This window comes from Bradyrhizobium sp. 6(2017), assembly GCF_011058295.2.
In the GTDB taxonomy this organism is placed as follows: domain Bacteria; phylum Pseudomonadota; class Alphaproteobacteria; order Rhizobiales; family Xanthobacteraceae; genus Bradyrhizobium; species Bradyrhizobium septentrionale.
Genome location: NZ_CP049289.2, coordinates 577,296 through 601,406, shown reverse-complemented (window position 1 = coordinate 601,406; position 24,111 = coordinate 577,296). Strand labels below are relative to the sequence as shown.

Sequence of the window (24,111 nt, the reverse complement as noted above, 5' to 3'; positions counted from 1 at the left end):
ATAGGGGCGACCTTCAATGCGCGCGCCTCGCAGTGCAGCAAGTCTAGGGCGCCTTCTCCACCTTCGCGCCCGCGCAGGCGTCGGCGACAGGAAGCGGGATCTTGCCGAGCTCGATGATCGCCTTGTTGCGGCTGAACAGCTTCAGCTTGCGCAGGATCTCGGTCACATGCGCCTTCACGGTGGACTCCGCGAGCTTGAGCTCGGTGGCGATCTCGCGGTTCTGCAGGCCGCGGATGATCAGGTGCAGCACGCGAATCTGCTGCGGCGTCAGCTTCTGGATCCGCTCGCGCAGCGTCCGCGCCGTCTCGGATTGATCCAGCGCGCCGACCGCGACGAAGTCCCGCGGCGCCGAGACCGACCCGCTCAGCACCCGCGCGATCGCCTGCGAGAGCTCGCCGAGCGAGGTCGATTTCGGCAGATAGCCGACCGCGCCCATCTCCAGCGCCTCGCGGATGGTGTGCTTGTCCTCCTCGCTCGAGACGATGGCGATCGGCAGCCGCGGATAGCGATCCCGGATCTTCTGGAAGCCGGAGAAGCCGACGACATCGGGCAGCAGCAGGTCGAGCAGAGCCAGATCGATGTTCGGTTCGCTGGCGAGGATGCCGAGCGCTCCCTTGATCGAGGTCGCCTCATAGATCCGGGCATCTGGGTGCGAGATGCGGATGGCATTGCCAAGCGCCTCGCCAAACAGAGGGTGATCGTCGATGATCAGGAACCCCATCATGAGGACCCTCGCACAGCTAGAGCCATTTCCGTTCCGATTGAATCGGAACGGGGCTCTCGATTCTTGTTTTGACGCGTTTTCTTCACGCGAACCGGTATCCACTTCGCTTGACAACGCTCCAATCGCCGATGGCCGCGGCTAGTTCGACCCGCCGGGATCCTGCACGCTCTGCAGATAGGCATATACGTTTCTGAGCTCGTCGTCGCTGAAGACATCCTTCCAGGCCGGCATGCCCTTGGCTGGCCGCCCGTCATGGACCGTCTTCCAGAAGGCCGATTCCATCTCGTCAGCATAGCGCTTCTTCAGCAGCCTGAGGTCGATCTTCCGCTCGGCCTGCACCGCATCCGGGCCATGACAATGGGCGCAGGTGCCGTTGAAGACCTCCCGCCCCGCCGTGGCGTCCCCCTTGGCATCCCCGGCGGTCGCCGCGGTCTGAACCGGCTTCTCGGCCGCGGCCGCCTGCCCTACCGTGACAGGCTCGCTTGCCCCGACAGACGACGTCGTCGCCGGAGCCGCCTGGCCGAACTTGACCGGGGCGCCGTCCGGCACGCCATATTTGGCGAACAGGGCCGAAATCTCTGGCTGCAGCGACGGCAGCACGCCGTCGACCTCATCGCGCAGCGCGCCGGACGCCTTGGCGAAGCCGATCGCGGTCGCCCACAAGAGGCCGTCGCCCTCGGTCGCCACGATCTGATATTTGTCGCCATAGCTGGTCTTGTTGAGCCAGCCCGCCACCGGCGCCCAGATGAAGGCGATGTCGAGCTTGCCCTGATCGAGCGCCGCCATGCCCTCCTCCGGGCTCAGCACGGTGACCTTCTGGATATCGTCACGCAGCGCCAGCAGGTTCTGCGGCGTCGACTGATACTGCACCGCAACCCGCAACCCCTTGAGGTCGTCGATGCCAGCCAGCTTGCGATCCCTGGCGCCGACCAGCGCATAGCCTTCATGGGCGATCGGCTTCGAGAAGATCACCGCCGGGCCCATGAAATCGTCGATCAGCGGCAGCCCGACCATGGCGTCGCACTGCTTGCTGAGCAGCGTCTCCCGCACGGTGCGCTTGCCGAAATAGGACTTGTACCAATTGGTGCTCACCGTGCGGCCGAGCTTTTGCGCCACCGCCTGGCCGATCTCGAGATAGAGGCCCGGCTTGCCGGGATCGTCGCTCGAGAACGGCAGATTGGTCGGGTCGGCGCAGAGCCGCAGCGGCGGCCTGGCCTCGTCTGCGCCGGCCGACAGGGCCGGCGCGAGCAGCGCGGTGGAGAGCAGCACGGCCCGGATCGCCCTTCCCAACTGCGCGCCGCGCGCACATTTGGGCACTTCGTTCCGATTGATGCAGGACACGGACAATGCTGCCTCCCTTGGACGATGCATTACTGCAGGGCAAACACGAACAGCGAGCCGCCTTCGGGTGCTGCGGCGACCATCTTCTTGCCGATGTCACCGAGGAAGGCCGGCAGCGCAGCGGTGCGGCCGACCACGATCGCGACATACTGCTTGCCGTCGACCGAATAGGTCACCGGACCCGCGCCGATGCCGCTGCCGAGGTTCTTGCTCCACACCACCTTGCCGTTCTTGGCATCGATGGCGCGGAAATCACCGTGCAGGTTGCCGGAGAACACCAGGTTGCCGCCCGTCGTCAGCGTGCCGCCGTTGAAGGGCAGGTCTTCCTTGATGCCCCACACCTTCTTGTTGGCGACGGGATCCCAGGCCACGAGCTCGCCGAGGAAGCCGCCGGGGCCTTCCTTGGTCGGGAATTCGGCGCCGAGATAGAACACGCCGCGCTTGTAGTTCACGTCGCTGACCGACCAGTCCATGCAGACATTGTTGGTCGGGATGTAGACGAGGCCGGTCACCGGGTTGAACGACATCGGCTGCCAGTTCTTGCCGCCGATCAGGTTCGGGCAGATGTCCTTGGCGGGATGGCCGGGGCCCGGACGCTTGTCCGGATCCTCTTCCGCCCGCATCGTGGTGATGTCCCACTTCTTGGCCCAGTTGGCGAAGACATACTTCTCGGCCGAGATCATCTTGCCAGTTTCGCGGTTGGCCACGAAGAAGAAGCCGTTGCGGTCGGCCTTCATCAGAACGGGCGTCTCATTGCCCTCGATCTTCAGGTCGGCGAGCAAAAGCTCGTTGACGCCGTCATAGTCCCAGGCGTCGGCCGGCGTGCCCTGGATGTGCCACTTGATCTTGCCGGTGTCGGGGTTGATCGCCAGCGTCGAGGCGGTGTAGAGGTTGGTCAGCTTGCCGAAATTGCCGTCGCCGGTGGAGCGCACCGCGGTATTCCACGGTCCCGGATTGCTGGTACCCCAGTAGACCGTGTCGGACTTGGCGTCATAGGAGCCGACCAGCCAGGCGGCGCCGCCGCCATGCAGCCCGGTGTCGCCCTTCCAGGTGTCGCTGCCGGGTTCGCCGGGCGCCGGCACCGTGTAGGTCTGCCAGAGCAGCTTGCCGTCCTTGAGCGAGAACGCCTGCAACGAGCCGCGAACGCCGTATTCGCCGCCGCCGAAGCCGGTGATGACCTTGTCGCGAACCACAAGCGGCGGCGAGGTGATGACCGAGCCCTGCTTGTAGTCGACCACCGTCGAGGTCCAGAGCTCCTTGCCGGTCTCGGCGTCGAGCGCGGTCAGGTTGCCGTCGAGCCGACCGACGAAGAGCTTGCCGTCGGCGTAGGACACGCCGCGACTGTTGACGTCGCAGCAGGCGTATTGAAGCACGTCATCGGGAATATCGGGCTGCCAGGTCCATTTGCGCGCGCCGGTCGCGGCGTCGATCGCATAGACGAATTTCGGACCCCACGAGGTCGACACGTACAGTGTCTTGCCGATCACGACCGGCGAAGACTCGTTGGATCGCAGCGAAGCCAGCGACAGCGAGTAGACCAGCTGCAGCTTGCCGGCATTCTCGGAATTGATCTGCTTCAGCGGGCTGAAGCGCGTATTGCCGTAGTCGTGGCCTGCGATCGCCCATCCGTTGGGATCGGACGCCGCTTTCACGACGGAATCATTCGCTCTCGACGCACCAATGCCTGCCATCACCATGGCGACCAGCGACACGCCGGCAAAGAAAATCCCGCTCCTCAGCTTCATTGGCTTCCTCCAATATGGTTTCGTTGCCGCGATGGATGCATCGCGCGCGCGGATCGCTACCCAATTTCATGAACCAGCGATCTCTGTCGCTGCGTCGGCGATGAAAATGACAGCAACGCTTTTGCGCCGTTATAGGCGGAAGGTAGTAGCAATCACGGCGACGATTTTCGGCACGTTGCGAGCACCGTCAGCCTGCCGAGAATCGCTTGCGCCGCAGCGCAATTTGATCGCGCCGGAGCGCGTCGCTGCCAGCTTGCAAATTGCTCATTGAACGGCCGCCTGCTAGGATCGGAAACACAGCCCGGCGCCTTCATGACAGGGCCGCGACTACGACTTTGATCGCGGTTACGCCCCACATGAAGCGTGATCTACTGGGCCCATAACGAAGCTATTGGGAGAAACGCGTGTCTACAGTCAAATTGACGGTAAACGGCAAGGCGGTCTCGGTCGACGTTGAGGACCGAACCCTCCTCGTGCACCTCTTGCGCGAAAACCTGAACCTCACCGGCACCCATGTCGGCTGCGATACCAGCCAGTGCGGCGCCTGCGTCGTCCATGTCGATGGACGGGCGGTTAAATCCTGCACCATGCTGGCCGGCCAGGCCACGGGCTCCAACGTCACCACGATCGAAGGCCTCGCCAAGGGCGACGAACTGCACCCGATGCAGGCGGCGTTCCGCGACAATCACGGCCTGCAGTGCGGCTATTGCACCCCCGGCATGATCATGTCCGCGGTCGATATCGTGCACCGCCATGGTGGCAAGCTCGACGAGGAAACGGTTCGCCACGAGCTAGAAGGCAACATCTGCCGCTGCACTGGCTACCACAACATCGTCAAGGCGGTGCTCGATGCAGCCGGCCGCATGAAGGTCGCGCAGGCCGCCGAATAGCCGGCCCACGCAGCACATACGATCAAGCTCATCACCGCCAGTCTCGATGGAAACGGCGGCAAAACGAATCTCCGGTCGGGAGGACCAGACCATGGGTGTTGAAGGAATTGGCGCACGCGTCGTGCGCAAGGAAGATCGCCGGTTCATTACCGGCCAGGGACGTTACGTCGACGACGTCAAGATGGTGGGCATGAGCTACGCTCACTTCATCCGCAGCCCGCATGCACATGCCAAGGTCAAGGGCATCGATTCAACCGAGGCCATGAAGATGCCCGGCGTGATCGCGGTGCTGACCGGGCAGCAGATCGTCGACGACAAGGTCGGCAATCTGATCTGCGGCTGGGCAATCACCTCGAAGGACGGTTCGCCGATGAAAATGGGCGCGTGGCCGGCGATGGCGCCGGAGACCGTGCGCTTTGTCGGACAGGCGGTCGCGGTCGTGATCGCCGAGACCAAGAACCAGGCCAAGGACGCCGCCGAAGCTGTCGTCGTCAACTATGAAGAGCTTCCCGCCGCAGCCGACATCAAGGCCGCCATCAAGCCAGGCGCGCCGCAACTGCACCCCGAGGCTCCCGGCAACATCGTCTATGACTGGCATCTCGGTGACGAAGCCGCGGTGAAGGACGCCTTCAGCAAGGCGGCCAATGTGGTGACGCTGGAGCTCACCAACAACCGCCTGGTGCCGAACGCGATGGAGCCGCGCGCTGCGGTCGCACATTACGATCAGGCCGAAGAGCACTACACGCTCTACACGACGTCGCAGAACCCGCACGTCGCCCGCCTCGTGCTGTCGGCATTCTACAACATCGCGCCGGAGCACAAGCTGCGCGTGATCGCGCCCGACGTCGGCGGCGGCTTCGGCTCCAAGATCTACATCTATCCGGAAGAGATGGTGGCGCTGTGGGCCTCGAAGAAGGTCAACCGCCCGGTGAAGTGGACCGGCGACCGCTCGGAGGCCTTCCTCACCGACGCGCATGGCCGCGACCATGTCTCGAAGGCAGAGATGGCGCTCGACAAGGACAACAAGATCCTTGGCCTGCGGGTGAAGACCCACGCCAATTTCGGCGCCTATATGTCGCTGTTCTCCTCGGCGGTGCCGACCTATCTCTACGCGACGCTGTTGTCGGGCCAGTACGTGATTCCGGCGATCTATGCCGAGGTGGTCGGCGTCTACACCAACACCACGCCGGTCGACGCCTATCGCGGCGCAGGCCGCCCCGAGGCGAGCTATCTGATCGAACGCATGATGGAGACCGCGGCGCGGCAGTTGAAGGTCGATCCGGCCGAGCTGCGCAAGAAGAACTTCATCACCACGTTCCCGTATCAGACGCCGGTCATCATGGCGTATGACATCGGCGACTTCCACGCCTCGATCGATGCCGCGATGAAGGCGATCGACTATGCCGGCTTCCCGGCCCGCAAGGCCAAGGCGAAGGCCAGTGGCAAGCTGCGCGGCATCGGCGTCTCCTGCTACATCGAGGCCTGCGGCATCGCGCCGTCGAAGGCGGTCGGCAGTCTCGGCGCCGGCGTCGGCCTCTGGGAGTCGGCGGAGATCCGCGTCAACCCGGTCGGCACCATCGAGGTGCTCACCGGCTCGCACAGCCACGGACAGGGCCACGAAACGACGTTCGCGCAGCTGATTTCAGAACGCCTGGGCGTCCCGATCAGCCAGGTGCAGATCGTTCATGGCGACACCGACAAGGTGCAGTTCGGCATGGGCACCTACGGCTCGCGCTCGCTCGCGGTCGGCGGCACGGCGATCGTGAAGGCGATGGAGAAGGTCGAGGCCAAAGCCAAGAAGATCGCGGCGCATGCGCTCGAGGCGTCCGAGAGCGACATCGTGATCGAGAATGGCGAGTTCAAGGTCACCGGCACCGACAAGTCGATCGCGCTGCCGATGGTCGCGCTCGCCGCCTACACCGCGCACAATCTGCCTGACGGCATGGAGCCCGGCCTGAAGGAGACGGCGTTCTACGACCCGACCAACTTCACCTTCCCGGCCGGCGCATATATCTGCGAGCTCGAGGTCGATCCGGCCACCGGCAAGACCTCCTTCGTCGACTTCGTGGCAGCCGACGACTTCGGCCGGCTGATCAACCCGATGATTGTCGAAGGCCAGGTCCATGGCGGCCTCGCACAGGGCATCGGCCAGGCGCTGCTCGAAGGCGCGATCTATGACGACACCGGTCAGCTCGTGACCGCGTCGTTCATGGACTACACCATGCCGCGCGCCGACGACCTGCCGTCGTTCCAGCTCTCCCACACCACGACGCTGTGTCCGGGCAACCCGCTCGGCGTCAAGGGCTGCGGCGAAGCCGGCGCGATCGGCGCCTCGGCTGCCGTGATCAACGCGATCACGGACGCCATCGGCAACAACAAGCTTGAAATGCCGGCGACGCCCGATCGCGTCTGGCACGCCATCCACGGTTGAGGGAGGAAGAGCCATGTACGAGACAAATTATCACCGCGCTTCCTCGGTCGCTGACGCCGCGGCCACGTTCGCCAAGGGCACGGAATCAAAATTCCTTGCCGGCGGACAGACCCTGCTTCCTGTGATGAAGCAGCGTCTCGCCGCGCCTTCCGACGTGATCGACCTCTCCAAGGTGCAGGAGATGATCGGCATCGAGGTTTCGGGCGACACTGTCACCATCAAGGCCGCGACACCGCATTACGATGTCGCGCAAAGCGACGCCGTGCAGAAGGCGATCCCCGCGCTCGCCAATCTGGCGTCGATGATCGGCGATCCCGCCGTGCGCTATCGCGGCACCATCGGCGGCTCGCTCGCCAACAACGACCCGGCGGCGGATTATCCGGCGGCGGTGCTGGCGCTCGGCGCGACGGTCAAGACCAACAAGCGGTCGATCGCGGCGGAAGACTTCTTCAAGGGCCTGTTCACGACGGCGCTCGAGGATGGCGAGATCATCACCGCGGTGTCGTTCCCGGTTCCGGCCAAGGCGGGCTACGCCAAGTTTCCGAACCCGGCCTCGCGCTTCGCGCTGACCGGCGTGTTCGTCGCCAAGACCAAGTCGGGTGACGTCCGCGCCACGGCAACCGGTGCGTCGCAGAGCGGCGTCATGCGGGTGGCGCCGATCGAGCAGGCGCTGAAGGCAAACTGGTCGGCCTCGGCGCTCGACAGCGTGACGATCCCGGCAAGCGGCCTGCTCGCCGACATCCACGGATCGGCAGACTATCGCGCGAACCTGATCAAGGTGATGGGACAGCGGGCAGTGACCGCGGCCGGTTGATAGCGCCTAAACACAAGTCCAGGGGCGGCGCGCAGCGATGCGCGCCGTTCGCGTTTTACCGGCATTCCGTTTACCGGCGTTCGGCGGCAAAAGACGCTTGCCACTTCCCGCATTAGGCGAGACAATTTAGCTAATCAGCTAATTAAAAATACCGTCCCACGGACGGCTGGGAGAACGCATGAAGTGCGGCACCAAGCCCGCCGCAACAGCTCAGCCGCTTAACGCCCCACAACCAACGGAACAGCAACGTGCTCGATAAACCTGCCTCCCAGACCGCCGCTCGCGCCTCGGGCCCGCTCGCCGGCTTCCGCATCGTCGAATTCGCCGGCATCGGCCCCGGACCGTTCGCCTGCATGCTGCTCGCCGACATGGGCGCCGAGGTCATCACGCTCGACCGGGTCGGCGCGGGCAAGAATTTGAAGGCGGTGGCCACCCGCGGCCGCAAGGTGATCGAGCTCGACCTCAAGAACAAGGCCGCGATTGCCGAAGTGCTCGACCTGCTCGGCCATGCCGACGCGCTGATCGAAGGCTTTCGTCCCGGCGTGATGGAGCGCCTCGGTCTCGGCCCCGATGTCGTGCTCGCGCGCAATCCCAGGCTGGTCTATGGCCGCATGACCGGCTGGGGCCAGGAAGGCCCGCTGGCGAATGCCGCCGGCCACGACATCAACTACATCTCGATAACAGGCGCGCTGGCCGCGATCGGCACCAAGGAGAAGCCGGTGCCGCCGCTCAATCTGGTCGGCGATTTCGGCGGCGGCGCGCTCTACCTCGTGGTCGGCGTGCTCGCCGCGCTGCTGGAAGCGCAGAAGTCCGGCAAGGGCCAGGTGGTGGATACCGCGATGTGCGACGGCGCGGCGTCGCTGATGTCGATGTTCTACGATATGAGCGCGCAGGGCCGCTGGAGCGGCGGCCGCGACCAGAATTTCCTCGACGGCGGCGCGCATTTCTACGGCGTCTACGAATGCTCCTGCGGCAACTTCATCTCGATCGGCTCGATCGAGCCGCAGTTCTACGCGCTGCTGCGCAAGCATGCTGACCTCTCCGACGCCGACTTCGACGCGCAGATGGACCGCAAGGCCTGGCCGGCGCTGAAGGAGAAGCTGGAAAAGGTATTCAAGAGCAAGTCGCGCGCCGACTGGTGCACGATCATGGAAGGCACCGACATCTGCTTCGCGCCGATCCTGACCATGGAGGAAGCGCCGAAGCATCCACATATGGCGGCCCGCCAGGTGTTCGTCGAGCGCCACGGCGTCACCCAGCCCGCCCCCGCGCCGCGCTTCTCGCGCACGCCGTCCGCGATCCGCGAGCCGGAGCTGGCTGATATTGGCGACGTGACGAGTGCGTGGAAGGCGGGGAAATAGTCTCGCTGTCGTCCCGGACAAGCGAGCGCGATCCGGGACCCATACCCTGCAACGCCGTTGTGGCGCACGACCGTTCCGCGGGACTGCCATCCGGAATACGCGATCAATTCCGCGGCATGGGTCCCGGCGTTCGCCGGGACGACACCTGCTGGCTGTGCCCTAGCGTGGCACGCTACGCAGTATCTACGCGGCGTGATCGACCTTCAGCACGCCGCGGCGGATCTGGTCTTCCTCGATCGACTCGAACAGCGCCTTGAAGTTGCCTTCGCCGAATCCGTCGTCGCCCTTGCGCTGGATGAATTCGAAGAAGATCGGCCCGATCGCGTTCGCCGAGAAGATCTGCAGCAGCACCTTGGTCTGGCCGCCTTCGATCACGCCCTCGCCGTCGATCAGGATGCCGTTGGTCTGTAGCCGCGCGACGTCCTCGCCGTGCTTCGGCAGGCGGGCGTCGATCCGCTCGAAATAGGTCTCGGGCGGCGACGGCATGAACGGCAGGCCGGACGAACGCAGCGTCTCGACCGTCGCATGGATATCGCGCGCGCCGCAGGCGATGTGCTGGATGCCCTCTCCGCGATAGACGTTGAGATACTCCTCGATCTGCCCAGAATCGCCGGCATCCTCGTTGATCGGAATCCGGATCTTGCCGTCCGGGCTGGTCAGCGCGCGGGAGAACAGGCCGGACGCGCGGCCCTCGATGTCGAAGAAGCGGATCTGGCGGAAGTTAAACAGCTTTGCATAGAACCCGGTCCAGACATCCATGCGGCCGCGATGGACGTTGTGGGTGAGATGATCGACGTAATACAGCCCCGAACCCGCGGGACGCGGATCGACCGCTCCGAGCCATTCGAACTCGGCATCATAGGCCGAACCCTTGGCGCCGTAGCGATCGACGAAATAGAGCAGGCTGCCGCCGATGCCCTTGATCACGGGCACATCGAGCGTCTTCTCGGCGAACGACACATCCGCCGGCTCGGCGCCGAGCGCGATCGCGCGCTCATAGGCGAGTTTGGCATCGACCACGCGGAACGCCATCGACGGCGCGCAGGGGCCGTGTGCGGCAACGAAGTTGAAGCCGTGGGTGCCCGGCTCCTCATTGACGAGATAGTTGATGTCGCCCTGGCGATAGACCGTGATCCGCTTGGTCCGGTGGCGAGCCACCGCGACAAAGCCCATCAGCTTGAACAGGGCGTGCAACTCGCCAGGATTGGGGTGGGCATATTCGACGAACTCGAAGCCGTCGGTGCCCATCGGATTGTCGGCGCTGATCTCGGCCGGCGGCGCGTCGTGCGGAAACGGACCCATGACGGTAACTCCCTGATTTGTCTGGAGATCAGTTTCCGTCACCTCTCGCGCAACGTGCGTGCAAAATTGCCCCTGTTTTGCTAATACCGCGCATGATCTGTGCATGAAATGGATATTTGACGCATGCCTGAAGTCGACACCTTCGACCTCAAAATGCTCGCCGCGCTGCAGGATGACGGTCGGTTGACCAACCAGCAGCTGGCCGACCTGGTCGGGCTCTCAGCCTCGCAATGCTCGCGGAGGCGGATGCGGCTGGAGGAGGAGAAGGTCATCGCCGGCTACCACGCCGACCTGGCCGGCGAGGCGCTCGGCTTCGGCCTGATCGCCTTCATCCACATTACGCTCGCGACCCACTCGCCCGACAACGCCAAGCGGTTTCGCGAGCTGGTCAACCGCGTCGACGACATCCAGGAGGCCTATGCGCTGACCGGCGATGCCGACTACGTGCTCAAGGTGATGCTGCGCGACCTGAAGAGCCTGTCCGATATCGTCAACAACGTGCTGATGCCGCACCAGAGCGTGGCGCATGTGCGCTCCTCGATCGTGCTCGACCGGTTGAAGGAGAGCACGAAGCTGCCGCTCAAATTGCTACAGACGTGATGGCGCAAATCGAGGGAAATACGCCGTTCGCATTCAGCAAGTGATTTGCGATCATCGCTTTAACATCCGGCAAAGAGACGACCATGGCGCTGCAGCTGCGACCGAACTGCGAATATTGCGACAAGGACTTGCCGCCGAGCGCTGTGGACGCGCGTATCTGCTCCTATGAATGCACGTTCTGTGCAGACTGCGCCGAGACCAAGCTCGGCAATGTCTGCCCGAACTGCGGCGGCGGCTTTGCGCCGCGGCCGATCCGCCCCGCCAAGCCGTGGCGGCCGGGCGTCTGCACGGTGAACCAGCCGCCGTCGGACAAGCGGGTGCATCTGAAATACAGCCTCGACGATGTCGCGGCGAATACGGCACGGCTGAAGGATATCAGGCCGGAGGAGCGGTGAGGCTGCCCTGCTCTCGGGCTCCTTCCCCCCTGAAAGGGGGAAGGTGGGATGGGGGTCAGTCGCGGGAGCTGGCGTCCGTGGAGAGAGCAGATCCCCACCCGGTTTGCTGCGCAAACCGACCTCCCCTTTTCTAGGGGAGGTGAAGCAGCGCCCGTGCGAATTACTCCGCCGCGACGATCGTTCCTTCGACCTCGCCAAAACCGACGCGATAGCCGTCGCCCTGGCACCAGCCGCGCATCACGAGCGAATCGCCGTTTTCGAGGAACGAGCGCGTCACGCCGCTGGCAAGCTCGACCGGCTCGGTGCCGTTCCAGCTGATTTCCAAGAGGCTGCCGCGCTGGTGCTTTTCGGGGCCGGAGATCGTGCCGCTGCCTAGGAGATCGCCGACATTCATCGCGCAACCGCTGGAGGCATGATGCACCAGCTGCTGCACCGACGACCAGTACATGTATTTGAAGTTGGTGCTGCAGATCGTCTTCGCCTCGTTCATGGCGCCGGCGCGCAGCGCGACGTCGAGCTGCATGTCGTAATTATTCGGCTGGGCCTGCTTCAGGTAAGCCAGCGGCTCCGGCTGCTGCGCCGGGCCCTGCATCCGGAACGGCTCCAGCGCCTCGCGCGTCACCACCCACGGGCTGATCGAAGTCGCAAACGCCTTGGCCTGGAACGGCCCGAGCGGTACATATTCCCATTGCTGGATGTCGCGCGCGCTCCAGTCGTTCAGGATAACGAAGCCGAAGATCATCTCCTCGGCCTGCTTCTCGGTGAGCATCTCGCCCATCGGCGACGCCTGCCCGACCACCACGCCCATCTCCAGCTCGAAATCGAGCCGCTTGCACGCGCCGAAGCTCGGCACCTCAGTGGTCGGCGGCTTCAGCTGCCCGCGCGGGCGCCGGACCTTCGTGCCACTCACCACCACCGTCGAGGCGCGGCCGTTGTAGCCGATCGGCATATGCAGCCAGTTCGGCTGCAGCGCATTGTCCTTGCCGCGGAACATGACGCCGACATTGGTGGCGTGCTCCTTCGACGAATAGAAATCGGTGTAGCCCGAGACGGCAAACGGCATGTACAGCCTGACGTCGGCCATCGGCACCAGCGCGCGCGCCCGCAATTCCCTGTTGTCGCGCAGCTCCGGATGATCCGAGCGCAACAGCTCGCTGATCCGCGCCCGCGTCGCCGACCACACCTTTGGCCCGAGCGCCATGAAGGCATTGAGTGAGGGTTGCGAGAACACGCCGAGCGGCCCGACATCGAGCCGCGAGTCCTGCTCGAGTTCCCAGAGGTCGAGCACGAAGTCGCCGATCGCGACGCCGACGCGCGGCGCGAGGCCGTCCTTCGACGAGAACACGCCGTAAGGCAGGTTCTGGATCGGGAAGTCCGAGGTCGGCGCGACGTCGATGAAGGAGCGGAGTTTTGGGTCGTTAGGGTGGGGCAAGATGCTTCTCCGGTGACTAACCTGTCATCGCCGGGCTTGACCCGGCGATCCATCGCTCTTTGAAAGATGGATGGCCGGGTCAAGCCCGGCCATGACGACATGAACACTACGGCTTGTTCGGGTCGAACTTCTTCTCCAACCCCTTCCAGCAATCCGAGTAATCATCCTGCAGCGTCGCCGATGTCGCGGCGTGCTGCGTCACGCGTTGTGGGAAACGGGTCTCGAACATGAAGGCCATCGTGCCGGTCAGCTTCACCGGCTTCAGTTCGCCGTTGCTGGCGTGCTCGAAGGCTTCGCGATCGGGGCCGTGCGGCAGCATCATGTTGTGCAGCGAGATGCCGCCGGGCACGAAGCCTTGCGGCTTGGCATCGTAGACGCCGTAGATCAGGCCCATGAACTCGGACATGATGTTCATATGGTACCACGGCGGGCGGAAGGTGTTGTCGGCCACCATCCAGCGCTCCGGGAAGATCACGAAGTCGATATTCGCGGTGCCGGCGGTCTCCGACGGCGAGGTCAGCACCGTGAAGATCGACGGATCCGGATGATCGAACGCGATCGCACCGACCGGCGAGAAGGTGCGCAGGTCGTATTTGTAGGGCGCGTAATTGCCGTGCCAGGCGACCACGTCGATCGGCGAGTGCGGCAGCGTGGTCTTGAACAGCGCGCCGCCCCATTTCACGTAGAGCTCGGTCGGCGTGTCCTTGTCCTCGTAGCTCGCGACCGGCGTCAGGAAGTCGCGCGAATTGGCCAGGCAGTTGGCGCCGATCGGGCCGCGCTCCGGCAGCGTGAACGCGCCGCCGTAATTCTCGCAGAGATAGCCGCGCGCCGGACCATTGGGAATTTCGACGCGGAATTTGACGCCGCGCGGGATCACCACGATCTCGCCAGGCTCGGCATCGATGCGGCCGAATTCGGTAACGAGGCGCAGATTGCCCTGCTGCAGCACGAACATCATCTCGCCATCGGCGTTGTAGAAATGCTGATCGACCATCGATTTGGTGATGAGATAGATGTGCGCCGCCATGCCGGCCTGGGTGTTGGCATCGCCGGCCGTGGTCATGGTCTGCACGCCCTGCAGGAAGGCCATGTCCTGCTTCGGGATCGGCGCCGGGTCCCAGCGCAGTTGCGCGATCGGCATGTCGTATTCGTGGCACGGCGCGGTGCGCCACAGCCCGGCGTCGGCCTTGGCGAACCGGCCGGAGTGCCGCACCGACGGACGGATGCGATACAGCCAGGAGCGCTCATTGGTGCCACGTGGCGCCGTGAACGGCGAGCCCGATAGCTGCTCGGCATAGAGCCCGTAGGCGCAGCGCTGCGGCGAGTTGCGCCCCATCGGCAGCGCGCCGGGCAATGCCTCGGTCTCAAAGCTGTTGCCGAAGCCGGACATGTAGCCCGGCGTCACTTGCCCCGAGCTGCGAACGATCTGATCAGGCGAGGTGTTGATGTTCATTTCTATCCTCCTCCTTGCAGGGCGGCCCACATTTCCTGGTCGCGCTTGTCGGTCCAGATCACGGGATCGTCGATCCCGGACGCCTCGTCATAGGCACGCGAAACGTTGAACGGCAGGCAGTGCTCGTAGATCGCAAACTTCGAGAACTTCGGATCCATCACCTCGCGCGTCGCCGCCATCGATTCCTTTAAGCTGCGGCCCTTGGCGACTGAGGATTCGGCGGCACCATAGAGCGTGGTGACGAAATCGCGGGTCATAGCGATCGCATCACGGCCGGTCTCGAGGCCCTTCAGCGCATCGCCGCGGCCCGGCGCGATCGCCTTCGGATTGAAGGCGCGGATTTCGTTCAAGGTCATCGGCCATTCGCGCAAATGCGCGTCGCCGCAATAGCAGGCCGAGTGATATTCGATCAGGTCGCCGGAGAACATCACCTCGGCGTCCGGCACCCAGGCGACGATGTCGCCCGAGGTATGGCCGGCGCCGAGCTGCATCAGCCGCACCTCGCGCTTGCCGAGATAGATCGACATCTCGCCCTCGAAGGTCAGCGTCGGCCAGGTCAGGCCGGGAATGCTCGCGGCATCCTGGAACAGACGGGGAAAACGGCCATATTCGGAATCCCAATCCTGCTGGCCGCGCTCCTGGATCAGCCGGTAGGTCTCCTGCGAGGCCACGATGCCCTGCGCGTGATAGGCCGACGCGCCGAGCACGCGCACCGCGTGATAGTGCGACAGGACGACATATTTGATCGGCTTGTCGGTGACGGTCTTGACCCGCTCGATCACCTTGTTCGCCATCGCCGGCGTCGCCTGCGCGTCGAACACCAGGCAGCCGTCCTCACCGACGATGACGGCGGTGTTCGGATCGCCCTCTGCGGTGAAGGCATAGAGATCGGTGCCGATCTCGGAGAAGGTGACCTTCTTCTCCGCGAGATCCGTGGTCGATGCAAAACCTTTGGCCATCAGTTCAATCCTGTCCGTTTGATCAGTCTATTGTTGTTGCTGTTGCTGCTGCTGGCTCGCGTCCAGCATCCGCCGCTTCGCCAGCGCGATCGCTTCATGCAGCACGTCGAGATCGCCGATATGGTTGGCGAGCACCAGAACCAGCGCGGCATCGAGATCGGCGCTCTGCGCCTCGGTGAGGCCGCGATGCGCCTCAACGATGGCGCGGAAGGCGTCATCGGGCTTTGCGAAATTCGAACTGGTCGACAGCGCCATGACCGCTCCTCAGTTCAGGCCGGCGGCGCGCGCCAGCGCCGCATCGAGCGACGGCCGCTCAGCGTTGCGGAAGCGCGCCGCGACGTAGCCGTCCGGCCGCAGCAGATAGGCGGTGCCGGGCTCGGCATCGTAGCGCTTGCCGGCGAGCCCCTGCGTGTCGACAAGGCCGCCCTCACCGCCGATCCGGATGCGGCCGACGCCATCAGGGACATCGGCTGCCGCGCCATTGCCAAACTCCAGCAGCGTGAAACGCGTTCCCTGCCTGATGAAAACGTCGGTCAAATAAATGGAACCGCCACCCTGCTCGGTCACCGGGGCATCCAGCATCGAGGCGCCCGGCCGCGGACCGCCGCGCCAGTCGTCGCGATCGCCGCTCGACAGCGGCGTGTCATAGACCGACGGCACCGACAGCCGGCCGCCATTGACCATGCGCTTGCCGAACTCGGTATTCTCTGCGAGCGACAGCACCGCCTGGCGCAGCCGCGCCTCCTGTTTCGTCGCCGGTGCCATGAAATCGGTCGAGCGGGTCGACTCGCGGATGTTCTCGTCCGCCGCCGCGCTGCGCTCGATATGATAGCTCTCCAGCAGGCCTTCGGGCGAGAGCCGGCGCAGCACGCGGTCGAGCTTCCACGCCAGGTTCTCGGCATCCTCGAGCCCGGAATTGGCGCCGCGCGCGCCGAACGGCGAGACCTGATGTGCGGAATCGCCGGCGAAGATCACCCGCCCGTGGATGAATTTTGCCATCCGACGGCACTGGAACTTGTAGAGCGAGATCCATTCGAACTCGAACTTGTCATGCCCGAGCATGCGCTCGATCCGCGGCCGGACATTCTCCGGCTGCTTCTCGGCCACCGGATCGGCATCCGGATTGAGCTGCAGATCGATCCGCCAGATGTCGTCCGGCTGCTTGTGCAGCAGCGCCGAGCGTCCGGAATGGAACGGCGGATCGAACCAGAACCAGCGCTCGGTCGGGAACGCCGCGGTCATCTTGACGTCGGCGATCAGGAACTGGTCCTCGAACACCTGCCCCGCGAAATCCGCGCCGACCATCTGGCGCAGCGAGGAACGGGCGCCGTCGCAGGCGACGACGAAAGAGGCATGCACCTGGTATGAGCCGTCGGGGGTCGCGATGGTCAGCGCGACGCCATCATTGCGGCTCTCCAGCGCGATCACCTTGTTGCGCCAGCGCAGATCGATCCCAGGCAGCTGCTCGACGCGATCGACCAGATAGGCCTCGGCATAGAACTGCTGCAGGTTGATGAAGGCGGGCCGCTTGTGACCCTCCTCGGGCAGCAGGTTGAATTGATAAAGCTGCGAGGCGCCGTGAAAAATCTTGCCGACGCTCCACACCACGCCCTTCTCGACCATGCGGTCACCGACGCCGAGGCGGTCCCAGAACTCCAGCGAGCGCTTCGAGAAGCAGATCGCGCGCGAACCCTCGCCGATCCGGTCGGCATCGTCGAGCAGCACCACGCGCTGGCCGCGCTGCGCGAGGTCGATCGCAAGCGACAGCCCCACCGGCCCGGCGCCGACCACGACAACGGGATGCTCCGCCATGTTGGCGCCCGACCGCTCCTGGTCGGGGTGGTGGCGATAGCCGAACTGGGTTTTGGCCTGTGCCGTATTGGCGTTTGCCATTGTATGACCCTGGATGTTCCCTTGCGCCGCGGCCCTTGGCTGCGGTTCTGTGTGACCGGCTTGCGACCAGGACCTTGCGGGTCGGCCGCGACCTTGCTAAATTAGTCTCACTTGCAACTATCTTAAACCCCCAGTCGGGGCCGCCGTCAACTCAAATTGGAGAGATTTTTGGCCAGGACCTCTGCAAGCCAGCCTCCAGCGCGGCCGCGCAGCGCCGTGGACGCGGACGTGCGCGACAATGCCGCGCCAGGAAAGAAGCGCCTCGACCTCTTCCACTTCATGCCGTTCCGCCTCAACCGGCTGGCGGCCGAGGTGAGCTCGGCGCTATCGAGCGAATATCAGGCGCGCTACGGCCTCGACATTCCGGAATGGCGCGTGCTCGCCACGCTGGGCTTCCGCAGCGATCCTTGCAGCGCGCAATACATCGCGCACTGCACCCGCACGCATAAATCCACCATCAGCCGCGCGGTGTCGGCGCTGATGGAGCGCGAGATCGTCGAGCGCGTCGAGAATGCCGACGACCGCCGCGAATTCCGCCTGCAGCTGACCAAAAAGGGCCAGGCGCTGTACGAAGAGCTGATCCCGCGCCTGCTGCGCAAGGAGCAAGAGATCATCTCCTGCCTGTCCGCGCAGGAGCGCCGCGATCTCGGACGCCTGCTCGGCAAGATCGAGACCAGCCTTGAACTGGTGCAGACCAGCGAAGAGGCCGACGCGAAGGACGTGTATTAGGCGGCGCACTCCGCTGTCGTCCTAGCGAAAGCCAGGACCCATACTCCGCGCCCGGTGTCGTGAACACGAATCGTCGTTCCAGCGAAGCGCAATGAGCGACATTTGTGGTAATGGGTCCTGGCTTTCGCCAGGACGACGCTGGGGGTTGGCTTCGAGCCTCCCGAATACAGGTCATGCCGGGGCAAAGCGCAGCGTCGAGCCCGGAATGACGACGGAGGGAATTACGCCCCGCCGATATGCTTCGCAATCACCGGGAAGTAATTGTCCTTCGATCCCTTGTCGATCGCCTGCTGCAACACCGTGCCGATCAGCTCCGCGCCGCGGATCGTGATGCCGGCGTCGGCCGCCAGTTCCAGTGCGTAGGACAGATCCTTCAGCGCATATTCGGTCGAGAACGCGCGCTCGGGAAACACGCCTGGCACGATCGCCTTCATGCCGTGATTGCGCAGCGTAAAGCTGTCCGCCGAGCCCTTCGACAGGGTATCGAGCAACAGCTTCGGATCGACGCCATTGTGCTTTGCCACCGCGACGGCCTCGGCCAGCGCGTTCACGGTCTCGAACAGCACCATGTTGTTGAGGATCTTGGTCACCTGCCCGGCGCCGACCTCGCCGCAATGGGTGACGTCGGTGGCAAAGCAGCGGATCAGCCGCTCGATCGCGGCATAGAGCGCGGGCTCCGCGCCAACCATCACGCTGAGCGTGCCGTCCTGCGCTGCCTGCCGCGTGCGCGCGATCGGCGCGTCGGCCCAGGCCACGCCCTTGGCCTGCAATTGCCCGGCGAAGTCGCGGGTCTGGCTCACCGACGACGTACCGAGATCGACCACGATCTGGCCGCTCCTCACGTTCTTCAAAATGCCGTCGCCCTCGAACACCGCGCGCACATGCTTGGCGCTCGGCAGGCAGAGGAACAGCACGTCGCTCTGCCTGACGACGTCGGCGACCGTTTCAGCCACCTCGGCGCCGTCAGCGCGCAGCCGCTGCAGCGGTTCGGCCGACAGGTCGAACACGACGACGCGCTCGCCGCTCTTCCTGACCAGGTTGCGGCAAATCGGCTCACCCATCACGCCGAGGCCGATGAACCCGAGAGTCTTATAGTCAGTCATATCGCTTCTTCTTTTTGACGTTTCTTGAGGTGTTGTGCATGCACCCCGCCCAAACCGGCGAGGTTATTTCGCGAACGATCGCGACGGCGCCAGATGCAGCGCGAACGCATCGACCTTGTCGCTGGCGCGCGGATAGATCTCGCTGACGATCGGATCATGGCCGGGGATGAAGCGGTCCGGATGACCTGCGAGCCGCTCGACGGTCTCCCAGCCCTGCGCCATATCGCCGACATTGTAGACGATCGGAAACGGGCTGCGCTTGTGCAGGTTGGCATAGTAATGCGCGGCGTCGGATGCCAGCACGACCGGGCCGCGCGGGGTCTCGACCCGCACCACTTGCAGGCCGTCGGAATGGCCGCCGACGCGGTGCACGGTGACGCCGGGCGCGATCTCGCCGTCACCGGAGTGGAAGGTGACGCGCTCGCCATAGACGTGACGCACCATCTGCGTGACGTGTTCAATGGAGAACGGATGGCGCAGCATGCCGTTGCACATGCAGCGGCCGGTCGCGTAGCTCATCTCGCGTTCCTGCAGATGGAATCTGGCGTTCGGGAAGCGATCGAGATTGCCGGCGTGGTCATAGTGCAGATGAGTGACGATGACGTCGCGGATCGCATCGGCACTGACGCCGAAGCCGGCCAGCGCATCGACCGGATTGAGCGTCAGCTTGCGGGCGCGCGCCTTGGCCTCCTCGGCGTTGAAGCCGGTGTCGACCAGAATGTCGCGGCCGTGGCCGCGGACCAGCCAGACGAAATAATCAAGATCCTGCGCGGTGGTGTCGTGCGGATCGGGCACCAGGAAGTTGAGGTGAGGCGTGCGCGGCGACATCGTCGCATAGCGCAGGGCGTAGATTTCGTAGGCGTTTCCCATCGGTTTCGCTCTTGTTTGCGTGGCTTGTTTTGCACGGCTTGCCGTCCCGACCACAAAGCCATCGCCTCGCGCAAAGGTCAAACCGCGCGAAGTGCGACGAGCGCATGACAGGGGGCGAGCGCCTCTGTGAGTGCAATCACATTATCCGGTCGCAGGAACCCGCACTATGCCACGACGGCGATGGCGGCCATGATCGCAGCTGTTGCACTGCGGCCTCGCCATCACCGCCGCGATTAGCGATGGCGCCGCAAGCCGTTGACGCGGGTTTGGCCGTGGTTTGATAATGGGTTTTCGTGAGAGCGTTTTCGAGCGAAGCCTGTCCCGCACTTGATGCGGGATGGCCACCGGCTCGCGTCAAGAAAACGCGTCAAAACAAGAATCTAGAGCCCCGTTCCGATTTCCATCGGAACGGAAATGGCTCTAGAGTAAGGTCCCCGAGGCGCAGGCTCGAAGCGGCGCCATTTCATTGGAAGCCGCGATCTGGATTTGCCGCGATTATGAAAATCCGCCTTGCCTTGCTCGCCACGCTGATTTTTTCAATCGCGTCGCCGACCCTGTCCTTCGCCGCCGGCGACCGCTTCGCGCTGGTGATCGGCAACGCCAAATATCCCGACGCCGACGCGCCGCTGAAGGAGCCGATCAACGACGCGCGTGACGTCGCCGACGAGCTCAAGCGCGACGGCTTCACCGTCGAGGTCGGCGAGAACCTGACCGGCGACGGCATGCGCCGCGCCTTCGAAAGGCTCTATGGCAGGATCAAGCCGGGCTCGGTCGCCCTGATCTTCTTCTCGGGCTACGGCATCCAGTCGAACCGGCAGAGCTACATGATCCCGGTCGATGCCCAGATCTGGGCCGAAGCCGACGTTCGCCGCGACGGTTTCAGCCTCGAGACCGTGCTCGGCGAGATCAACAGCCGCGGCGCCGGGGTGAAGATCGCCCTGGTCGACGCCTCGAGGCGCAACCCGTTCGAGCGCCGCTTCCGCAGCTTCTCGGCCGGGCTTGCCCCGGTGATCGCGCCCAACGGTACGCTGGTGATGTATTCGGCGGCACTGTCGTCCGTCATCTCGGACAATGGCAGCGACCACAGCCTGTTCGTGCGGGAACTCCTGAAGGAGATCCGCACCCCCGACCTGATGGCGGAGGAAACGCTGAACCGCACCCGCGTTGGCGTCACCCGGGCCTCGCGCCAGGAACAGGTGCCGTGGATCTCGTCGTCCCTCGCCGCGGACTTCTCGTTCATTCCAGGCGGCGCAGCCATTCCTGGTGGCGCAGCCAGTCCAAGCGGCGCGGCGGGGCCGTCGACCGCTGCACCGGCTCCCGCGCCTGCCGCATCGCCGTCGCCCGAGGTGGCAGCCGCGCCACCGGTTTCACCTCCGCCTGCGCCGCCTCCGGCGACCACGCCGACGCCACCCGCGGCAACCGCGCCGACGCCGGCACCGGCGCCGCCGAAGCCGCCCGTCGCCACAGCGCCGACCTCACCGCCGCCCCCGCCAAAGGCGCCCGAGATCGCGCTGCCGCCACCTGCGCCACCCCCACCGGTGGTGATCCAGCCGACCCCGGCGCCGAGCAGTTCGCCTGTGCTTGCCGACGATCCGACCATCAAGAGCCTCAGCGAAAAACTGGACAAGAACCCCGATGATGCGGCCGCGCTGTACCGCCGCGGCCAGGTCTATGCCAGCAAGGGTGCCTACGACCTCGCGGTGAAGGATTTCACCAATTCGCTGCGGCTGAACCCGAAGGACGTCGAGGCCTATAACAACCGCTGCTGGGTTCGCACCGTCATCGGCGACCTGCAGGCGGCGCTGAAGGACTGCAACGAGGCGCTGCGGCTGCGCCCGAATTTCGTCGACGCGCTCGACAGCCGCGGGCTGATGAACCTGAAGGGCGGGCAGAACAAGAACGCGATCGCCGATTTCGACGCTGCGCTGAAGATCAACCCGCGGCTGACCTCGTCGCTGTACGGGCGGGGCCTTGCCAAAAAGCGCAACGGCGCGGTCGCGGAAGGCGATCTCGACATCGCCAACGCCAAGGCGATGGATCCGAATATCGTCAAGGAATTCGCCGACTACGGCGTGCAATGACCAATCGAACGAGGCCTGCCCGCGACTCGAACCGCTGATGGAATTGCACGACTAATCAGAGGGTGCGTGCCGGGCACCGCTGCCGGCAATCGATCTGAATAATTGCCTGGAACCGCGCCAGCTCGCGCAGGGGGGACCGAAATGTTCAAGCCGTCGGCAAAGGCCGCGATCCTTTCAATCATGACCGCCGGCATCGTGCTGTCGTTCGGCATGACCGCCGTCCGCGCCGGTGACAACGTCACCGAGGACCAGATCATCAAGGCGCTGACGCCCGACAAGAAGTCGCTGACCCGCGGCCTGTCGGCCGGCCCGCAGACCACGTCGCCCGAGCTGAACGCCGACCAGGCCAAATTCGTGCAGAGCGTCCGTGGCCGCGCCACCCGCTCGCTGTCCTCGGCCGAACGCGAGGAAATCGCGACCATCGTCCAGGACAAGCCCAAGATCGATCTCGAGATCAACTTCGACTACAACTCCGCCGACATTAGCGCCAAGTCGCTGGCGTCGGTGCAGGCGCTCGGTCGCGCCCTGACCAATCAGGATCTGAAGGGCTCGACCTTCGTGGTTGCCGGCCACACCGACGCCGCCGGCGGCGAGGAGTACAATCAGGGCCTCTCGGAGCGCCGCGCCGACGCCATCAAGCGCTATCTGGTCGACAAATACGGCATCAACGGCACCGATCTCGTCACCGTCGGCTACGGCAAGAGCAAGCTGAAGGACCCGGGCCACCCGATGGCGGACGTCAACCGGCGCGTGCAGGTCGTGAATATGGAAAACAAGGCCACCGCCTCCAAGTGATCTGGAAGCGATGGGCGTGGCGGACCGCCTTTTTGCGGTTACAATGCGTCCCGCACCCCGGCGGGGCGCATTTGCTTTTGGGTCAATGCTTTGGACCGAGGTCCTAAGCGGCCCACACGTGACCCGCCTCACATGACGTCAGGGCATGATCCCCAACAATGGACACCGGCCTATCGCATGCTCAAACAAATACGATGGCGGGCGGGATGAGACTTCGACGAACACCCATGGCGCGACACGTTCTGGCGCGACAAGTTCTGGATTGATCCGGTGATGAATTTTTCCCAATACCTCAAGCCTGCGCTCGGCACGCTGTTTGTCATCATCCTCGCTGTCGCCTATTACGCGTTCGAGCACCGCTCCCATCCGGAGGAGAAGGAGACGCCGGGCCAGGCGCTGGTGGTGGTGACGAAGTCGACCAATGCCTGCTTCTCCGACATGGTCCGCGTCACCGGCTTCATCGTGCCGCGCCGCGAGGCTCAGGTGAATGTCGACCAGGAAGGCTCCAAGGTCACCGACGTGTTGGTCCGCGAGGGCGATACCGTGACCGAGAACCAGGAACTGGCGCGGCTGACCCCACCGCCGCAGCAGGCCGCTCAAGGCAATGCCAAGCCGATCGTGCTGCGCGCGCCGGCGGCCGGCCTTGTCACTGAGGTGCGCACCGCACCGGGCGCGCCGGCCTCGCCGCAGGCGCCGCCGATGTTCAGGATCTCGATCAACAACGAGATCGAGCTCGACGCCGAGGTACCGGGCTTCCAGCTGCTGAAGCTCAACCCCGGCGCCAATGTGCGGATCAGCCGCGACGATGCGCCCGACATGGTCGGCAAGGTCCGCCTGATCTCGCCGCAGATCGACCGCACCACCCAGCTCGGACATGTCCGCATCACGATCAACAACAATCCGACGCTGAAGGTCGGCATGTTCGCGCGCGCCAATATCGACGCCAAGCGCTCCTGCGGCGTCGCGGTGCCGCGCACCGCGATCGACCGCCTGACCTTGCAGGTCGTCAAGGGCAACACGGTCGAGACCCGCCGGGTGCGCGTCGGGCTGACCTCCGACACCTCGACCGAAATCCTTGAAGGCCTCGACGTCGGCGAAATCGTCGTGGCCGATGCTGGCACCTCGCTGCATGACGGCGACCAGATCAAGACCATGTTCGCCGACGAACTCGATCGCACTCGGACACGGTAATC

22 protein-coding genes are annotated in these 24,111 nt (G+C 64.6%); 11 read left to right on the top strand and 11 right to left on the bottom strand.

The features are described from left to right. Positions 1–43: 43 nt before the first annotated feature. The 3 genes from G6P99_RS02895 to G6P99_RS02885 form a co-directional block, all read right to left on the bottom strand. Positions 44–724 carry a response regulator gene (locus G6P99_RS02895; RefSeq protein WP_029080553.1) on the bottom strand — a complete coding sequence of 227 codons (681 nt, stop codon included), beginning with the start codon at positions 722–724 and terminating at the stop codon, positions 44–46. Positions 725–862: 138 nt separating this feature from the next. After that, the gene (locus G6P99_RS02890) at positions 863–2,065 is read right to left on the bottom strand and encodes a c-type cytochrome (protein WP_334262164.1); all 1,203 of its coding nucleotides are present in this window, start codon (positions 2,063–2,065) and stop codon (positions 863–865) included. A gap of 29 nt (positions 2,066–2,094) precedes the next feature. After that, positions 2,095–3,762, bottom strand: a complete 1,668-nt coding sequence (locus tag G6P99_RS02885; protein ID WP_205751470.1) for a PQQ-dependent dehydrogenase, methanol/ethanol family — start codon at positions 3,760–3,762, stop codon at positions 2,095–2,097. Between G6P99_RS02885 and G6P99_RS02880 the strand changes: the two genes are divergently transcribed. The 5 genes from G6P99_RS02880 (at position 3,746) to G6P99_RS02860 (ending at position 9,306) form a co-directional block, all read left to right on the top strand. Further along, the gene (locus G6P99_RS02880) at positions 3,746–4,081 is read left to right on the top strand and encodes a hypothetical protein (RefSeq protein ID WP_245284643.1); all 336 of its coding nucleotides are present in this window, start codon (positions 3,746–3,748) and stop codon (positions 4,079–4,081) included. The two genes, G6P99_RS02885 and G6P99_RS02880, sit on opposite strands and share 17 nt — an antisense overlap. 133 nt (positions 4,082–4,214) lie before the next feature. After that, entirely contained in the window at positions 4,215–4,700 is a 486-nt protein-coding gene (locus tag G6P99_RS02875) for a (2Fe-2S)-binding protein (protein WP_029080556.1), read from the top strand. A gap of 91 nt (positions 4,701–4,791) precedes the next feature. Next, on the top strand, positions 4,792–7,131 hold the full coding sequence (locus G6P99_RS02870; protein ID WP_029080557.1) for a xanthine dehydrogenase family protein molybdopterin-binding subunit: 2,340 nt from the start codon (positions 4,792–4,794) through the stop codon (positions 7,129–7,131). Positions 7,132–7,144: 13 nt separating this feature from the next. Beyond that, a complete protein-coding gene (locus G6P99_RS02865; RefSeq protein WP_029080558.1) occupies positions 7,145–7,945 on the top strand; it encodes an FAD binding domain-containing protein in 801 nt (266 codons plus the stop codon). 248 nt (positions 7,946–8,193) lie between these two features. Next, positions 8,194–9,306: a CaiB/BaiF CoA transferase family protein gene (locus G6P99_RS02860; protein WP_029080559.1), complete on the top strand. Its 1,113-nt coding sequence runs from the start codon at positions 8,194–8,196 to the stop codon at positions 9,304–9,306. 183 nt (positions 9,307–9,489) lie between these two features. Here G6P99_RS02860 and hppD read toward each other — a convergent pair whose 3' ends face one another. Further along, positions 9,490–10,608 (bottom strand): 4-hydroxyphenylpyruvate dioxygenase, encoded by a 1,119-nt coding sequence (hppD, locus tag G6P99_RS02855; RefSeq protein ID WP_029080560.1) that lies wholly within the window; start codon positions 10,606–10,608, stop codon positions 9,490–9,492. A gap of 123 nt (positions 10,609–10,731) precedes the next feature. On the opposite strand from hppD, the gene G6P99_RS02850 reads away from it, so the two are divergent. Both G6P99_RS02850 and G6P99_RS02845 read left to right on the top strand, forming a co-directional pair. Further along, complete coding sequence (locus tag G6P99_RS02850) at positions 10,732–11,208, top strand: Lrp/AsnC family transcriptional regulator (RefSeq protein ID WP_029080561.1); 477 nt, start codon at positions 10,732–10,734, stop codon at positions 11,206–11,208. A gap of 83 nt (positions 11,209–11,291) precedes the next feature. Then, on the top strand, positions 11,292–11,603 hold the full coding sequence (locus tag G6P99_RS02845) for a DUF1272 domain-containing protein (protein WP_029080562.1): 312 nt from the start codon (positions 11,292–11,294) through the stop codon (positions 11,601–11,603). A 160-nt stretch (positions 11,604–11,763) separates the two neighbouring features. Here the strand turns inward: G6P99_RS02845 and fahA are convergent, their stop codons facing one another. From fahA to G6P99_RS02820, 5 genes are all read right to left on the bottom strand, one after another. After that, positions 11,764–13,035: a fumarylacetoacetase gene (gene fahA, locus G6P99_RS02840; protein ID WP_165127167.1), complete on the bottom strand. Its 1,272-nt coding sequence runs from the start codon at positions 13,033–13,035 to the stop codon at positions 11,764–11,766. 106 nt (positions 13,036–13,141) lie between these two features. Beyond that, complete coding sequence (gene hmgA / locus G6P99_RS02835; protein ID WP_165127165.1) at positions 13,142–14,488, bottom strand: homogentisate 1,2-dioxygenase; 1,347 nt, start codon at positions 14,486–14,488, stop codon at positions 13,142–13,144. 2 nt (positions 14,489–14,490) lie between these two features. After that, on the bottom strand, positions 14,491–15,447 hold the full coding sequence (locus tag G6P99_RS02830) for an MBL fold metallo-hydrolase (RefSeq protein ID WP_106324797.1): 957 nt from the start codon (positions 15,445–15,447) through the stop codon (positions 14,491–14,493). Positions 15,448–15,474: 27 nt separating this feature from the next. Beyond that, entirely contained in the window at positions 15,475–15,702 is a 228-nt protein-coding gene (locus G6P99_RS02825) for a DUF2783 domain-containing protein (protein WP_029080566.1), read from the bottom strand. A gap of 9 nt (positions 15,703–15,711) precedes the next feature. After that, the gene (locus G6P99_RS02820; RefSeq protein WP_029080567.1) at positions 15,712–17,340 is read right to left on the bottom strand and encodes an FAD-dependent oxidoreductase; all 1,629 of its coding nucleotides are present in this window, start codon (positions 17,338–17,340) and stop codon (positions 15,712–15,714) included. 168 nt (positions 17,341–17,508) lie between these two features. Here G6P99_RS02820 and G6P99_RS02815 point away from each other — a divergent pair, with 168 nt between their 5' ends. Next, complete coding sequence (locus G6P99_RS02815; RefSeq protein WP_371261162.1) at positions 17,509–18,069, top strand: MarR family winged helix-turn-helix transcriptional regulator; 561 nt, start codon at positions 17,509–17,511, stop codon at positions 18,067–18,069. A 221-nt stretch (positions 18,070–18,290) separates the two neighbouring features. Here the strand turns inward: G6P99_RS02815 and G6P99_RS02810 are convergent, their stop codons facing one another. Then, on the bottom strand, positions 18,291–19,172 hold the full coding sequence (locus G6P99_RS02810; protein WP_051346181.1) for an NAD(P)-dependent oxidoreductase: 882 nt from the start codon (positions 19,170–19,172) through the stop codon (positions 18,291–18,293). Between the two features lie 63 nt (positions 19,173–19,235). Next, positions 19,236–20,042: an N-acyl homoserine lactonase family protein gene (locus G6P99_RS02805; protein WP_029080570.1), complete on the bottom strand. Its 807-nt coding sequence runs from the start codon at positions 20,040–20,042 to the stop codon at positions 19,236–19,238. Positions 20,043–20,539: 497 nt separating this feature from the next. Between G6P99_RS02805 and G6P99_RS02800 the strand changes: the two genes are divergently transcribed. The 3 genes from G6P99_RS02800 (at position 20,540) to G6P99_RS02790 (ending at position 24,109) form a co-directional block, all read left to right on the top strand. Continuing rightward, a complete protein-coding gene (locus G6P99_RS02800; RefSeq protein WP_029080571.1) occupies positions 20,540–22,123 on the top strand; it encodes a caspase family protein in 1,584 nt (527 codons plus the stop codon). 141 nt (positions 22,124–22,264) lie between these two features. Then, positions 22,265–22,918, top strand: a complete 654-nt coding sequence (locus tag G6P99_RS02795) for an OmpA family protein (protein WP_029080572.1) — start codon at positions 22,265–22,267, stop codon at positions 22,916–22,918. Positions 22,919–23,191: 273 nt separating this feature from the next. Next, positions 23,192–24,109, top strand: coding sequence for an efflux RND transporter periplasmic adaptor subunit (locus G6P99_RS02790; protein ID WP_029080573.1), 918 nt, complete (start codon positions 23,192–23,194; stop codon positions 24,107–24,109). Positions 24,110–24,111 lie beyond the last annotated feature (2 nt).